Source organism: Citrobacter sp. Cf087, from assembly GCF_030334285.1.
Classification (GTDB): domain Bacteria; phylum Pseudomonadota; class Gammaproteobacteria; order Enterobacterales; family Enterobacteriaceae; genus Citrobacter; species Citrobacter freundii.
Genome location: NZ_JAOWED010000017.1, coordinates 96,801 through 111,369 on the forward strand (window position 1 = coordinate 96,801; position 14,569 = coordinate 111,369).

Annotated in this window: 12 protein-coding genes; 1 reads left to right on the forward strand and 11 read right to left on the reverse strand. The window is 54.1% G+C overall.

The genetic code is table 11. The annotated features are described in order from the left end of the window. Positions 1-142 precede the first annotated feature (142 nt). The 5 genes from OGV57_RS00510 to OGV57_RS00530 form a co-directional block, all read right to left on the reverse strand. Positions 143-1,603 carry an MdtP family multidrug efflux transporter outer membrane subunit gene (locus OGV57_RS00510; RefSeq protein ID WP_054527964.1) on the reverse strand — a complete coding sequence of 487 codons (1,461 nt, stop codon included), beginning with the start codon at positions 1,601-1,603 and terminating at the stop codon, positions 143-145. Next, positions 1,600-3,639: a multidrug efflux transporter permease subunit MdtO gene (gene mdtO / locus OGV57_RS00515; protein ID WP_054527965.1), complete on the reverse strand. Its 2,040-nt coding sequence runs from the start codon at positions 3,637-3,639 to the stop codon at positions 1,600-1,602. The genes OGV57_RS00510 and mdtO overlap by 4 nt, the downstream gene beginning before the upstream one ends. Next, positions 3,636-4,670, reverse strand: coding sequence for a multidrug transporter subunit MdtN (gene mdtN / locus OGV57_RS00520; RefSeq protein ID WP_054527966.1), 1,035 nt, complete (start codon positions 4,668-4,670; stop codon positions 3,636-3,638). The genes mdtO and mdtN overlap by 4 nt, the downstream gene beginning before the upstream one ends. A gap of 19 nt (positions 4,671-4,689) precedes the next feature. Then, positions 4,690-4,965: a YtcA family lipoprotein gene (locus tag OGV57_RS00525; RefSeq protein WP_003844749.1), complete on the reverse strand. Its 276-nt coding sequence runs from the start codon at positions 4,963-4,965 to the stop codon at positions 4,690-4,692. A gap of 216 nt (positions 4,966-5,181) precedes the next feature. Continuing rightward, a complete protein-coding gene (locus tag OGV57_RS00530; protein WP_054527967.1) occupies positions 5,182-7,167 on the reverse strand; it encodes an alkyl/aryl-sulfatase in 1,986 nt (661 codons plus the stop codon). Between the two features lie 292 nt (positions 7,168-7,459). On the opposite strand from OGV57_RS00530, the gene OGV57_RS00535 reads away from it, so the two are divergent. Next, on the forward strand, positions 7,460-8,191 hold the full coding sequence (locus tag OGV57_RS00535; RefSeq protein WP_054527968.1) for a response regulator transcription factor: 732 nt from the start codon (positions 7,460-7,462) through the stop codon (positions 8,189-8,191). Positions 8,192-8,278: 87 nt separating this feature from the next. Here OGV57_RS00535 and OGV57_RS00540 read toward each other — a convergent pair whose 3' ends face one another. The 6 genes from OGV57_RS00540 to OGV57_RS00565 all read right to left on the reverse strand — a co-directional run bounded on the left by OGV57_RS00540 (position 8,279) and on the right by OGV57_RS00565 (position 14,500). Beyond that, positions 8,279-9,283: a carbohydrate kinase family protein gene (locus tag OGV57_RS00540; protein ID WP_085952516.1), complete on the reverse strand. Its 1,005-nt coding sequence runs from the start codon at positions 9,281-9,283 to the stop codon at positions 8,279-8,281. Continuing rightward, positions 9,280-10,140 carry a ketose 1,6-bisphosphate aldolase gene (locus OGV57_RS00545; protein WP_016149417.1) on the reverse strand — a complete coding sequence of 287 codons (861 nt, stop codon included), beginning with the start codon at positions 10,138-10,140 and terminating at the stop codon, positions 9,280-9,282. Before OGV57_RS00545 ends, OGV57_RS00540 begins: the two co-directional genes overlap by 4 nt. A 14-nt stretch (positions 10,141-10,154) precedes the next feature. Beyond that, positions 10,155-10,838, reverse strand: coding sequence for a D-lyxose/D-mannose isomerase (locus OGV57_RS00550; protein ID WP_054527969.1), 684 nt, complete (start codon positions 10,836-10,838; stop codon positions 10,155-10,157). A gap of 120 nt (positions 10,839-10,958) precedes the next feature. Then, complete coding sequence (locus tag OGV57_RS00555) at positions 10,959-11,900, reverse strand: ABC transporter substrate-binding protein (protein WP_003826688.1); 942 nt, start codon at positions 11,898-11,900, stop codon at positions 10,959-10,961. An 88-nt stretch (positions 11,901-11,988) separates the two neighbouring features. Continuing rightward, on the reverse strand, positions 11,989-12,984 hold the full coding sequence (locus tag OGV57_RS00560) for an ABC transporter permease subunit (protein WP_032948335.1): 996 nt from the start codon (positions 12,982-12,984) through the stop codon (positions 11,989-11,991). After that, entirely contained in the window at positions 12,977-14,500 is a 1,524-nt protein-coding gene (locus OGV57_RS00565) for a sugar ABC transporter ATP-binding protein (RefSeq protein WP_003844755.1), read from the reverse strand. The genes OGV57_RS00560 and OGV57_RS00565 overlap by 8 nt, the downstream gene beginning before the upstream one ends. Between the last annotated feature and the right edge of the window lie 69 nt (positions 14,501-14,569).

The following is a 14,569-nucleotide window of genomic DNA, read 5'->3' on the forward strand; positions in this document are numbered from 1 at the left end:
TGCCATGTTTTTATCAGGGGCATTCATCGATATTACGGGCGAATTTTGCGCAAAACCCTGACGAAAAACAGGCTGTCGTCATATTTGACGTGACGAAAGAAAATGCCGCGTGACGGATATCACGCGGCGAGGTCGGAGAACGCTACTTCTTGTTAGCAGGGGCTTGATAACCTCCGCCAAGCGCTTTGATGAGTTGAATATTCTGCATGAGTCGTTGGGTATCTATGACCAGGAGCGACATATCTTCTGCGATCACGGGTAATTTGGCCTCTGTTGCCAGCAGGCGACTGCTCAGGCCTCGCTGGTAAGCCGCGTCTGCTGCTGCTTGCGTGTAATGCGTGGCATCTACGCGTTCCATCTGCATTACCCGTTGTTCATTGAGCGTTTGCAGACGTGTTCCGTTAATCGCGACATCGCGCACTGCATTGAGCACCGACTGGTTGTAGCGCTCTATCATCATATTGCTGGTTGCGCGGGCGCCTTCCAGATTGGCATTCAGACGACCCCCGTCAAACAGCGGTAAACGCAGGCCGGGGATGAAGTTGATCTGCCTGCTGGTGCTTTTGAACAGTTGATCGATATGGATAGCGTCTAAACCGAAGAAGACTTTGATATCAAAGCTCGGATAAAACAGGGCGCGAGCGGCCTCGACCTGGTTCAGCGAAGCCTGCACATACCAGCGCATAGCCTGCAAGTCCGGACGCCTGGCAAGCAGGTCGTAGGAGAGCGTTGCGGGTATTCCTGTATCGACAGTTGGCAGTGCGACCAGTTTGATTTCAGGCAGATCTTTTGCGCCGGCACCGATCAGCGCCCGGAGTGATTCCCGAGTTTCTTTGATTTGTCCTTCAACCGCGACGATTTGCTTGTCCACTGCCAGCAATTGCGCACGTGCGCCATGGTACGGGACTTTTGCTTCCAGCCCGTGAGCGACCTTACTCTGGTGGGCCTTCACGGCATAATCAATCACATCGTGGGTCTGCTGCAACAAATCAAGCATCTGGTAACTGGCTTGCATACTGTAATACAGCTGTGCGACGCCGGTCGTCAGGGAGAGTTCCACTGCTGCTGTTTCGGCAAGCGCGGCATTTTGTGCGCCAATAGCTGCCGCGACAGCGGAACGATGCTCGCCCCACAGGTCGAGATCCAGTCCGGCGACCAGACCAATCGTCGCTTCAGTGTAGTAGGGGCCGTCCATCCCTAATCGTGGCGCATCCAGCGCGTAGGGGCCGAGGAAGCCGTTGGCAGACGCTCGCTGGCGGTTAATCATGCCCAGCGCTGCCATCTGGAGCTGAGAACGCCCTTCCAGCAGTTCAGTCTGCGACTGCGCTTTCTCTTCACGCAGCTTCACTTCGGCGAGGTTATGGGAGCCAGACAGCGTTGCTTCAATAAGCGAGTTTAGCTGTGGGTCGTTAAACTGCCGCCACCACTGTGCCTGTGGCCATCCTGAGCTTGCCAGATGAATGTCTTTAGCCAGTGAGATCTGCTCAGGCTGTAATTGCGGATGTGGTGCAGAATCTTTGCGGATCAGTGCACAGCCGGAAAGGACCGTTGCGCCGCTGAGTATGCCGCAGAGGAGTAATCGAGGGAGAGATCGGTTCATTATTGGGAGGTTCCTTGCTCCTGCTCGCTTGCTGGTATTAGCGTCGGGTGAGTCCAGTCGGGTAAACAGGTTATCTGCTGTATGATGCAGCGCTCCTGTTTGGGTAACGTTGGTAAAATGTCTTGAGATGGGGACAGGTTTTCAATCGACGGCGGAAGGCTAGATGCTGTCGCCAGGTCGGCTGCGTATTTTTCCAGCGCATCGGCCAGGTGTGTTGCGCTCTCCAGCAATACCGCGTTATCCAGCGTCGGGGCGTCATTTCGGGTGGTATCCCAGGCATAGAGAATGTCACGGCCCAGGTGAATAACGCGCTGACTACGTTGAATAAGCGCCATGCGTTCATCGCCGGGGAGTTGGCGTTCCAGCGCGACCCTCTCGCACATTTCATCACAGGCGTTAAACGTCGCATGGAGACCAATACGCATCTGAAGATAAGTGCGCATGAGAACAGCATCCTGCTGACGTGGGATCCGCAGTAATTTGCTGAGCAGTCCCAGCGAGCTTGCCAGTTTTTGTGGCAGCGCTTTGGCTTCGCTTTCCGGCCAGACAAAGGTGTAGATCACCGCGGAAACAAGGGTGCCGATCAAAATGCCGAAGGCGCGATCGCGGATTTCCACCAGGTCGTAGGTTGGGCCAAAGACGTTTTCAAGCGTTGCCAGCGCGAAGGTGACGACCATTTGGGTTCCGATATAAGAGGAACGTTCTGAGCCGGTGGCAATCCAGGCACCCATCAGGAAAAGTGGCGCCAGCACCAGGAGAAGTTCGACGATATTGTCCAGCCAGGGCATGACAAAAATCGTCATCAGCAGGGCCAGAATTGCGCCGAAAAATGCGCCGCCGAAGCGCAGTGCCATCTTCTGGTATGACGAGCCGATACTGGGGTTCGCGACAATAATGCAGGTCAGCATACAGGTGTGAATGCCTTCCCAGTCGGTACCGGAGTAAAAGACATAGCAAATCAGACATGCCAGCAGTGTTTTTAACGCGTAGCGAATATAGCCTGGGTTGGTGAACGCGTCAGATACCATTGAGGGCGGTTTAGCGACAGGAGCTGGCGGCGTATTAGGGTCCATGTGACCAAGCTGTAGCAGGGTTTGGCACAGGGGTTCCAGGCCGCATTCGCGGGCCGTTGCGGCTTCTGCCTGACTGAGTTCCCATTCACTTTGCCAGGGCATACCTCGAGCAACCGCATCTTGCAGTGCGGTTATTTCACGGCACAGTTTCTGCTGGAGATCGCGGGTTGCCGGGTTATGTGCCGTGAAATCGTAGCGATTGAGAGTAGTGTACAGATAGGTGGTTGTGGCAACGCAAGCCTGCCACCAGGCACTTTTTTCTCGCCAGTCTGCGTCATCTGCCAGACAAAAGATGTTCAGCTTTTGCAGCGCCAGCACTTCTCGTTCGATGTATTTTTCCGCAAGCGGTGTTGTCGGTGCCGTCAGGCGATTGAGGGCATCACCCAGCCTGGCACGCAGGGCTTCGCGCATTTGGTTGACAGCGCGGCTGGGAAACCACAAAACGGCGGTCAGCGTCATCAGTAGCGTGGGGTACAGACCAACGACGATGCACCATAACGTCAGGCGAACGACGACCTCGGGGTAGTCGAGCATGCCGGGGAAAGATTGCCCGTATATTGCAACAATCGACACGGCAAAGAAAACCAGCCCCAGACGATGGGTTCGCATCAGGAACATGCAGGCCAGAACGATCAGGCTGGCAATGATCAGACGGACCAGAGGGTAGCTATAAGACCATTTGTAGATCAGAAATAAACTACCTATCTCTAATGCTGTGGCGACGACGAAGAGAATCGCCACGAATTTGGTATAGAAAGCATTGGACTGGATACCATAAAAGAGTACGGCAAGCGAAAGCGCCAGGAAGGGGATCTCATAGGTCATCGAGATCAGTACCACCAGCAGGCAACCCGCCCAGAGCTGCATGATTTGTGGGAGTCTTCCGGGACGTTGTTCGCTTAATTCTTCGTGAAAAAACGCCAATAGCCTGACCAGTGGCAGAGGCAAACAGTTAAGTGCTTTCATTTCTGTGGCTCAAGGGTAGCAACCGCCGATGCGCCGATGCGAAACATCTCTTCATCCGGTTTATCTACCACGATTTTTACCGGGAAGCGTTGGGCAACGCGAACCCAGTTGATAGAGCGGGAAACACGCGGCAAACCGCCCAGCACCATACCGCCATCATCAGGTAATACACCGTAGCCGATTGAATCCACTTTACCGACAAACACTTTGCCGCTGTCGCTCATCAGGCGAATATTGGCTGGTGTGCCTGCATGGATATTTTTCAGCTCTGTTTCGCGAAAATTGGCGATTACGTACCAGTGACGGGTGTCAATCAGGGTAAAAATGGGTCGCATGGCGGAAGCAAACTGCCCGACGGAGGTTTTTAATGCCACCACGCGGCCATCGAAGGGTGCGCGTACTGTTGCCATTTCAAGATGCAGTTTGGTCAGGGCGATATCGGCTTCTACGGCGATGCGCTGAGCTACCAGGGCATCAACGCCACTCACCGCGCTGGCAGCCTGCTGCGCCTGTAATAACACCGCATTAAGATCTGCCGCTGAGGCGCGTTGTGCCGTTCTGGCGCGATCAACATCTTCCGCGGAGACAAAACCTTCCGTCAGTAGTGGTTCGGTACGGCGCAGAGTATCGCTGGCTTGCTTAGCGGCTGCTCGCGCTTTTTCTACCGTAGCCCGTACGGAGTCAGCACCATATTGTTGTGCATCTACGCTGCGCTGGGTCAGCATTATCTGTTTATCCAGAGCGGCGAGCGATGCTTGTGCTTTTGCCAGATTCGCTTCATAGATACGGGGATCGATACGAAACAGCACATCACCTTGCTTGACCTGCTGGTTATCGGAAACAGCCAGTTCGACAATGCGACCACTGACTTCTGGCACGACATCAATGGTGTCGGCTGAGGCGTAGGCGTCATTGGTCGCGGGTGAGCTATTCAGTTTCCAGATGACGAAGACCAAAATAACCAGCGCAAGTACCAACAGCATCAGCGCGGGAAGTTTGTTACGCGGAGCTTTTTTCGACGAGCTTTCCATAGGGGCGTCTCAAAATAAGTTAGAAAAATACCAGCCAGAACAGCATGGAGTAGAGGGCAAAAAGGGCGGTATAAATAATCCCGATAAAGGCCAATCCGCTATATTTATGCAGAATGAATTTTCGGGTTATGAGTGTCAGGATGACACCGCCAATAAGGCAGAACAGCCAGTCGGGATAGTAAGCACCGATGACCGGAATGGCGGGAGAGAAGTTGCATCCTGTTAATAATGGCAGCGAGAGAAACCAGCCTATTATTCTCAGCGGTATCACAATGCTGGAGTTAACCGTTTGCATAACAAAATACATCCTGTTTATCGCGAACAATATCATGAGTGAATATAAAAATATAAAGCGTCAGCAGTATGGCAATTTTTTAACGAGATAAAATATCTTTGCATGCCCACCGAGTTCATAATTCATTTATTTATTCTATTGTTTTTGCGATTGCACATTGTTGTGTGAATAAATATGCTTCCAGAGATTGAAAATATCTCTGGAAGCGGCTTGTTATTAATTGGGTGTAACGACATTAACCCACAAATCAAATTGATCCAGCATCGCTATCACTTCATCCAACTTCGCGGCTTTGCCAATCACTTTGACTTTCTTCGCGTGTACCAGATCGCTCATTTTCACCTGGCCTGTCAGCACGTCGTGCAGATCTGTACGGCTGATATAGAATGAGGTGTCGGCATCTGGTTGCAGGGTCTGACGATGATTGAGCACGCTGTTGTTGAGCGTCAGATTCAGGTTCTCGCCTTTGTCCAGGTTGAAGTTCAGGCTGATGTGTTTACCTGATGCTTTCTCACTGTCCAGACGAACGGCCATGTAATCGAGCAGCATTTCTACGCTCATTCCGTTGATGGTGTCCGGGGAATTGGTGGTGCCGTGTGTAAATTTACGCACGCCTTCACGCAGTTCTTTCGCGCCGGTGAGGTAGAAACCGCGCCAGGTGGCGGACTCGGCCTGATAGCCCAGCTGTTCAAACGCATTCGCTTGCAGATTCTTAGCCGCCTGGTTGTCTGGTTCAGCGGAAATCACGTGCTTGAGCAGTTCTGACGTCCAGCGATAATCACCCTTGTCATAGGCTTCCTGAGCCAGCTCAATGGTCTGTTTTGCACCACCCAACGCTTTGACGTAGCGTTTACCCATATCTGTCTGTCCGTAAGGATCCAGATTTGCCGGGTTGCCGTCGAAGTAGCCGAGGTAAAAGTTGTAGACCGCACGCGCGTCATGGCTGACCGAACCGTAGTAGCCACGACTGGCCCAGTTATTGGCGAGCGTTGGTGGTAGTTGAATCATGTTGCCAATCTCATTCATCGTATAGCCCTGGTTAGCCATATTCAGAGTTTGATCGTGGATATACTTGATGGTGTCGCGATATTTACCGATATAGTCGTTAATATGCTGATTACCCCAGACGGGCCAGGTATGCGGCATAAACAACACTTCTGCCTGGCTGCCCCACATATCAAGTGTTTCGTTCAGATACTCGGTCCATTTGCTGGTATCGCGTGTTTTTGCACCGCGTAGCGTATAGAAGTTATGCAGCGTGTGCGTCGTATTTTCTGCCGTACAGAGCGCTTTGAGCGCCGGAATATATAAGTGCATTTCGGAAGGCGCCTCGCTGCCTGGCGCCATCAGGAAATCGAACTCCAGGCCGTCGATGACTTTTTTCTCACCGGTTTTGATGATTGATTGGGTTGGGGCAATGATAGTCGGCAGACCTGTTGTCAGCGTGACGCCCAGACCGTTGCCGATATTTCCTTGTGGGTTACGAGGCAGAAGCAGACCGTAGGAGAACAGAGCACGGCGACTCATAATATTGCCCAGCAATACGTTTTCGCTGATGGCTTCTTCCATAAAGCCTGCCGGGGCGAGAATCTGCACTTTGCCAGATATCACGTCATTTTCAGAGACAATGCCTTTCACACCGCCATAGTGATCGGTATGGCTATGGGTATAAATAACGGCAACAATCGGTTTTTGCGGACGATATTGATAGTAGAGGTCCAGGCTGGCTTTTGCTGCCCCAGCGGTAACCAATGGGTCAATAACGATAATACCTGTATCACCTTCGATAAAAGTGATATTGGAAATATCCTGGCCGCGTACCTGATACATCCGTTCAGTGACTTTAAACAAGCCCGAAATACCGTTGATCTGCGACTGTCGCCATAAGCTGGGGTTTACTGTTTCTGGTGCAGGGGCATTGATATCAAACTTATAATCTTCTGCGCGATAAAAGGGTTTTCCGTCGGCATTTTTAAGAATACCTTGGTTAGGCAGTGGTGCGATAAAACCACGCTGCGCATCGTCAAAATCCTGGCGATCGGCAAAAGGTAATGATGTTAAATAACGCTGATTCTGTTGCTTTGTATATTGTGACGCTGGTTGAGATGATTCACTGGCAAATACAGGATTAACTAATATTCCGGTAGTCGCGACCAATGCAATAAAAATCCTGCTCAGGCGGAACGGCTGAGATTTATTCATATGAATCTCCATTTATCATATGTACTGTGAATTTATTAAAATAGTAAATGTCGCTGCTTTAATTTTGTCATTATCATAAGTTCGAATGGTTTATTTTAAAGAAAGGAAGTGTGATCTGCGTAGTTATTCTTATTAGGTATTTGTGCCCAAAGTGCTGAGCAAAGGAAAACCTATTATGTTTACTGAATAGTGTGACAAGGATTATATTTTTATCAGATAGATCATGTGTGCTCTTTCACTTCGCCTGATATTACTCACAATAAGATGATAACGAAGTGGACGGAGTCGAATGATGAAACCCGTTGTTCTGGTTGTGGATGATGACGTGGCAGTCTGCTCGCTTTTACAGGATGTGTTGAACGAACACGTCTTTGCGGTGACCGCTTGTCACACCGGGCAGGAGGCGTTGCGCTGCATTGAGACTCAGCCGGAGATCGCGCTGGTATTGCTGGATATGATGTTGCCCGATATCAACGGTCTGATGGTGCTGCAGCAGGTGCAAAAGATGAGACCCGGATTACCGGTGGTGATGCTGACCGGGCTTGGTAGCGAGTCGGATGTGGTGGTCGGGCTGGAAATGGGCGCTGACGACTATATCGGTAAACCGTTCAATGCGCGGGTGCTGGTGGCTCGGGTAAAGGCGGTGCTCAGACGCGTTGGCGTGTTAACGGCAGAAAGCGGCGGCCCACAGACCACGGGGCTTTCTTTCAATGGCTGGCATCTCGATACCGCCGGTTGCCAGTTACATAATCCCCAGCAGTTGAAGGTGGAGTTGACGCAGGGGGAATACAACCTGCTGTTGGCGCTGGCCCAAAATGCCCGCCGGGTGCTGAGTCGGGAACAACTGCTGGAGCTGACGCGCAGCGACAGCGTTGAGGTGTTTGACCGCACTATTGACGTGTTAATCATGCGCTTGCGGCGAAAAATAGAGATTAACCCGCATCAACCGATGTTGATCAAAACCCTGCGCGGGTTGGGCTATGTATTCGCCGCCGACGTGCAGCATCACGATAAGGCGGCGTGATCGTGTGCACTTGCCGGATGCGGCGTAAACGTCTTATCCGGCCGACAAAAGCGACAACGATCCCGTAGGCCTGATAAGCGCAGCGCATCAGGCGTCAACCATTTCTGCTTTTAACTCTGCCAGCGTCTTCGCGCCGTCTATCGCATTGGCGCACAGCAAGCTTGCCCGCGCACAGGCGTGTGCCAACCTGACGCTGTCCGTCAGCGACCAGCGCTCATGACAGCCATACAAGAATCCGGCGCAAAACGCATCACCCGCCCCGACGCTGCCAACGATCTCTTCCTGCGCCAGGTACTGCGACGGGATCCAGACGCCCGGCAGATCCGGCGCTTCACCCCAGGCACCTTCCGGACAGTGAATAACCACCCGCTGGCGTACCCCTGCATCCAATAATTCGCGCGCGGCGGTAGCGATATGCGGGATATGCAGCTCGCCGTTGGGCTGGCGGATCTCCAGCCCGCTAAATTCTCCGGCTTCCAGCTCGTTAATTACCAGATAGTCGAGATGGCGCAAGGCTGGCATCACCAGTGGTTGGTAGCGCGGGTCGCCCTTGCGTGAGACCAGATCCAACGACGTTTCAAAGCCGTTGTCGCGCATTTGTGCCAGCAGCCTTGCGCTACGCGTCCCGTACTCCTCATCCGGCATGTCCAGACTGTCGAGCAGCAGCAGATATCCCAGATGGAAGATTTTCATCGAGGTATCCAGTTGCTCAAAAGCGGGCAAATCCAGCAGTCTGTTGGCGCCCGGCGAGTGGAAAAAGGTGCGCTGACCGCTGGGATCGGTCATCACCTGCGACATTGACGTGGGCGCGAATGTCGTGCGCTGCACGTGTTGGCGATTAACGTGATACTGCTCCAGCATCGCCATGATGTAGTCGCCATCGCTGTCCTGACCGATTAACCCCACCGCCTGCAACGGCAGCCCAGTGTGCATTTTTGCCAGCGTTAGCAGCACATTAAGCGGCGCACCGCCCGTGGCGCGTTCGCTACGGGTGATTTCCGCCAACCAGCCGCGTTCCGGCCACTGCACAATTTGATGCACATGATCGACCAGCATGTTGCCTGCGGCGATAACGCCTTTGCGTTCCATCAGACCCGTCCCGCGCTGCCAAAAATGCGCATCTGTTCTGAAACGGTATCGGTAATGGCTTCCTCAATGCCGAGCAGCAGTTCAGCGAATTCGTCGTATAAGGGCTGACGATTCGCCATCCGCGTCTCCACTGCCGACAGCGCCGCCTGCGACATGCCGGTATAGAAGTTGATTTTGTGAATGCCGAGTTCAATTGCGCGCTTGAAATCGTCGTCGCTGATGCCGGAGCCACCGTGCAGTACCAGCGGGATTGCCGCCTGCTGGCGAATGGTGTCCAGACGCGGGAAGTCGAGCAGCGGTTCGCCTTTATATTTGCCGTGGGCGTTGCCAATGGCGACCGCCAGCGCGTCAATCCCGGTTCTGTCAACGAAATCACGCGCCAGCATTGGGTCGGTAAACAGTGATTCGTCGGCATGACCGTACAGCGCACCGCCTTCATCGCCACCGACTGCGCCCAACTCAGCTTCCACCGACACGCCGACGGCGTGGCACATCTTCACCACTTCGCGGGTCTGACGGATATTTTCTTCGTACTCCAGCGTGGAGCCATCGAACATCACTGAGCTGAAACCTAAGCGTAACGCTCGCACCACCGACTCAAAGTGCAGGCCGTGGTCAAGATTCAGCACTACCGGAATGTCATGCCGCGCGGCTTCGAATTTGACCGCTTCGACCAGAGAATCTAGCGAGATATATTTAAAATGCACCTCGGCAATGTTGATAATAAACGGCGAACGTTCCTGCTTTGCCGCGGCAAACAACGCGCGCAGGAAATGTGAATCCAGAACGTTAAACGCCCCTAAGGCATAGCGGTGCTCGCGGGCATGGGCAAGGCCATCAGCGAGTGAGATCAACGGCATAATGTGCTCCTTGGTTAGCGGAACAGGCGATATTCGTTACACAGCACCAGCATCGCCGGTTCGTCTTCTTCAATGTCGTTGTAGCGGGAAATCGGTTGCAGAAAATGGTTGTCGTGGTCGTCGTCATTAACAGAAGAGACCTCGCCAACCAGCACGTCGCCAAAACCTTCTTCCGCCCAGAAGCTGTGATACAGGCCCGGCGGCAGGCAGATGCTTTCACCCGGCGTCAGGCGCAGTTGACTGCCTGCGGCATGGGTTTGCCGACAGCCGTCAATCACCACGCTAACGTCGCTGTCTTCCGTTTGCTCGCGGATCCCTGCATTCCACAGTTCTACAATGAGATTGCCGCCGCCGCGATTGATAATGTCTTCGCGTTTGCGCCAGTGAAAATGCATCGGCGTGACCTGTGCATCGCGAACATGCATGATTTTCTCGGCGTAGCATTTCTCGTAAGGCATGCCTTTCGGCGAACCATTACGCAGGGTGAACAGCGTTAATCCTTGCGCGGCGAAATTATTGCCGCCAAACGCGGTGACATCCCAACCGAGCTTAAGGTCGAACACTTCGCTCCAGGCACTGGCATCAAGCTTGCGCCATTGGGTCGGGGGGAAGCTGGCAAAAGGGGGGAGATGCACGTCGTGCTGAGAGAAAAACTGGCGCGTGTGCCCAAGGATCTCGTTTATTGCGGAGCGTTTCATCGGCAGAATCCTCCTTAATATAATGCCGGATGGCGCCGCGCTTATCCGGCCTACAAATTCATAGCGATCTTGTAGACCGGATAAGGCATCTTTGCCGCCAACCGGCGTTGTTGTGGCGGGCTATTTAACCGTCCAACCCTTATAACTGCCGACGTTGTTTTTATCGATCATCGTCACTGGGATCAGCACGGGTTCTTTCGGGGCGGGTTTCCCCTGCAATATGTCATAGCCGATTTCAACCGCTTTGGCAGCCATCACCTGCGGATCTTGTGCCGGAGTCGCCACAAATAGTGAGTTTTCGCGCTTCAGCGCTTCTTCACCGTCTGGGGATCCATCTACGCCGACAATAAAGAATTCGCTACGCTGCGCCTGTTTTGCCGCCAGATCGGCGCCGATCGCTGTGGGATCGTTAATGGCGAATACGCCGTCGATCTTCGGATTCGCCGCCAGCAACGCGGTCATGATCTCCAGCCCGCCTTCGCGACTGCCTTTGGCGTTTTGGTTATGCGACAGCACCTTGATGTCCGGGTGGCGTTTAAACTCCGTCTGGCAGCCTTCCACGCGGTTCTGGACGGCGGAAACCGGCGGCCCGTTGATGATCACGACGTTGCCTTTCCCTTTCAGACGGTCGGTAATGTATTTACAGGCCATTTCACCTGCCTGAGTGTTATCGGAAGTAATGGTCGCGTCTGCGCCTTCCGCCGCTACGTCAACGGCAACCACCACGATCCCGGCGTCTTTCGCGCGTTTAACCGCCGGGCCGATGCCTTTGGAGTCGGCGGCGTTAAGGATAATCATGTCGACTTTGGCGGCAATAAAGTTGTCGATTTGCGACACCTGTTGCCCCAGATCGTAGCCGCTGGAAACCAGCGTTACTTTAACGCTATCACCTGCCAGTTTGCGTGCTTCCAGCTCCGCGCCTTTGGTGATCTGCACGAAGAACGGGTTGGCCAGATCGCCCACCGTAACGCCGATGGATTTCAGTTCTTTTGCCTGCACAAATGGAGCTGCAGCAAGCAGGGCGCCAGCACAGAGCGCGGTCACTAATGGCTTCAAACGCATACTCGTTTCCTCACGTAGGGTATTGTTGTTATACGCCTGATGGCGCTGCGCTTATCAGGCCTACGAATGAGTAGGCCAGTAAGCTTGTCTATGCACTTTGATGGTGTCGGGTACGGTATTTGTCGATCAGCACCGCTATGATGATCACCGCCCCTTTGATCACCAATTGCCAGAAATAGGAGACGCCCATCAGCGTCATGCCGTTATTGAGCGTGGCAATGATCAACGCCCCCACCAGCGTGCCGGTGATGGTGCCGATCCCGCCAACAAAGCTGGTGCCGCCGAGGATCACCGCCGCGATGGCGTCCAGTTCGTAACCCATACCTAAGTTGCCGTTGGCGCTGTACAGCCGCGAGGCGCTCATCACCCCGCCAAGACCTGAGAGCAAACCGCTCATGCCGTAGACGAACAGCAGCACCAGCCACACTTTGATCCCGGTTAAGCGCGCGGCCTGCATATTGCCGCCAACCGCATAGATATGAACGCCGAGCGTTGTGCGCCTAAGAATGAACCAGCACACCACCACCACCGCCAGCGCAATGACCACCAGCCACGGAACCGGACCGAGATAGTTGTTGCCGATCCACTCAAAGCTGATGTTGGAGTTAATCACCGTCGTGCCGTCCGCCAGCAGATAGGCCGCGCCGCGCAGCGCCGTATAGGTTCCAAGCGTGACGATAAACGGCGGCAGGCCGGCAAAAGCGACCAGCGCGCCATTAAACAGCCCCAGCACCAGACCGAGCATCAGTGCTGCCGGAATCGACAGCATGGCAAATTCCGGGATCAGCGAAACCACCATGGCTGCCACTGCGGTGGTGCCGAGAATCGAACCAACCGAAAGATCGATGCCGCCGGTTAAAATAATGAAGGTCATGCCAGCGGCCAGCACGATGTTGATCGACGCCTGGCGGGTAATATTCAGCAGGTTGCTTTCGGTAAAAAAGTTAGGCGCGATGAAGCCAAACACCGCCACTATCAGGATGAGAATCGGTAAGATACCGACCGTTTGCATCAGATCGCTCATCAGCATTTTTTTTGCGGAGGCGGATTTCGCCACCTGCTGGGGAGTGGTTGGATTATTCATGGGGTACCGCCTGATGATGGGAGTCGTTCACGCCGGTTGCCAGCGTCATAATATTTTCCTGGGTAATACTTTGTCCGTTCAGCTCGCCGGCAATGCTGCCTTCGCGCATGACGTACACGCGGTCGCTCATCCCGACCACTTCCGGTAGTTCGCTGGAGATCATTAGGATCGCCACGCCTTTGCGCGCCATATCGTTCATGATCCGGTAGATCTCGCTTTTGGCGCCGACGTCCACACCGCGCGTGGGTTCATCGAGGATCAAAATGCGTGGCCCGATCGCCACCCAGCGCGAAATCAGCAGCTTTTGCTGGTTGCCGCCGGACAAGCCGCCTGCGCGGACCTGGGCATGCGGGACGCGAATATTGAGCAATTTGATGGCGTCATCAGAAATCGCCTGCGCCTTTTTGCGATCGAGCATGCCCCAGTTCGCGTCACGTTCCAGCGTTGCCATGGTGATGTTTTCTGCCGCTGCCAGCTCTAAAAATAATCCCTGCTCTTTGCGGTTTTCCGTCAGAAAGCCAATGCCGTGGTCAATTGCTTCGCGCGGGGAGTGGATCACCACCGGTTCACCGTCCACTTCAATCATGCCGCCGATGGCTTTGCGCACGCCAAAAATCAGCTGCGCCAGTTCAGAACGCCCGGCGCCAACTAACCCGGCCAGGCCGACGATCTCCCCGGAACGCACCAGCAAGCTGCACGGCTGGACTTTATGGCCGTCGGTAAGGTGATGGACGTTGAGGCGTGCTTTACCTAAGGGAATATCGCGCTCTTTGTTGAACAGATCGCTCAACGGACGGCCCACCATCATGCGCACCAGCTCCGAGGCGTTGAGCTTGTCGCGGGTCAGGCTGCCAACATATTGCCCGTCGCGCAGGACGCTGACGCGATCGGAGAGTTCGTACACTTCCGCCATGCGGTGGCTGATGTAGATAATCGCCATCCCCTCATCGCGCAGGCGCATGATCAGTTCAAACAGGCGGTGGGTTTCACGTGAGGAGAGGGCGGCGGTGGGTTCATCCATCACCAGAATGCGGCTGTTACGGTGCAGGGCACGGGCAATTTCAACCTGCTGCTGTTCGGCGATGGTCAACGTCATCACACGGTCGCTGGCCTTAAACTGGGCGCCGAGTCGATCGATGACTTTCTGTGACTGCATGACCATCTCTTTACGCTGGACCAGACCGCCGCGCGACAGCTCGCTGCCAAGAAAGATATTTTCTGCCACCGTCAGGTTCGGCGCGAGCTGCATCTCCTGGTAAATCAGCGTGATGCCCGCGCTGAGTGCATCTTTGGGACCGCGAATGTGAAACGGCTGACCGTCAATCAGGATTTCACCGCTGGTGGCGGTATAGGCGCCCGCGAGGATCTTCATCAGGGTACTTTTCCCCGCACCGTTCTCGCCCATCAGGGCATGAATCTCGCCCGGCCAGACCGTTAAATCGACCCCTTTCAGCGCGTAAAATTTGCCAAACGCTTTAGCAATGTTGCGCATCTCCAGAACCGGTGTCCTGCTCATGGCGGATCTCCTGTGGGGTGGCCGATATCAGCAGTCCATCACAGGAATGTAAATGCAAAATGTCAGAAG

Excerpts from the sequence above, each read along its gene's own strand:
- mdtO (WP_054527965.1), bottom strand. The coding sequence starts at position 3,639 with ATGAAAGCACTTAACTGTTTGCCTCTGCCACTGGTCAGGCTATTGGCG.
- mdtN (WP_054527966.1), bottom strand. The coding sequence starts at position 4,670 with ATGGAAAGCTCGTCGAAAAAAGCTCCGCGTAACAAACTTCCCGCGCTG.
- OGV57_RS00525 (WP_003844749.1), bottom strand. The coding sequence starts at position 4,965 with ATGCAAACGGTTAACTCCAGCATTGTGATACCGCTGAGAATAATAGGC.
- OGV57_RS00530 (WP_054527967.1), bottom strand. The coding sequence starts at position 7,167 with ATGAATAAATCTCAGCCGTTCCGCCTGAGCAGGATTTTTATTGCATTG.
- OGV57_RS00535 (WP_054527968.1), top strand. The coding sequence starts at position 7,460 with ATGAAACCCGTTGTTCTGGTTGTGGATGATGACGTGGCAGTCTGCTCG.
- OGV57_RS00545 (WP_016149417.1), bottom strand. The coding sequence starts at position 10,140 with ATGCCGTTGATCTCACTCGCTGATGGCCTTGCCCATGCCCGCGAGCAC.
- OGV57_RS00550 (WP_054527969.1), bottom strand. The coding sequence starts at position 10,838 with ATGAAACGCTCCGCAATAAACGAGATCCTTGGGCACACGCGCCAGTTT.
- OGV57_RS00555 (WP_003826688.1), bottom strand. The coding sequence starts at position 11,900 with ATGCGTTTGAAGCCATTAGTGACCGCGCTCTGTGCTGGCGCCCTGCTT.
- OGV57_RS00560 (WP_032948335.1), bottom strand. The coding sequence starts at position 12,984 with ATGAATAATCCAACCACTCCCCAGCAGGTGGCGAAATCCGCCTCCGCA.
- OGV57_RS00565 (WP_003844755.1), bottom strand. The coding sequence starts at position 14,500 with ATGAGCAGGACACCGGTTCTGGAGATGCGCAACATTGCTAAAGCGTTT.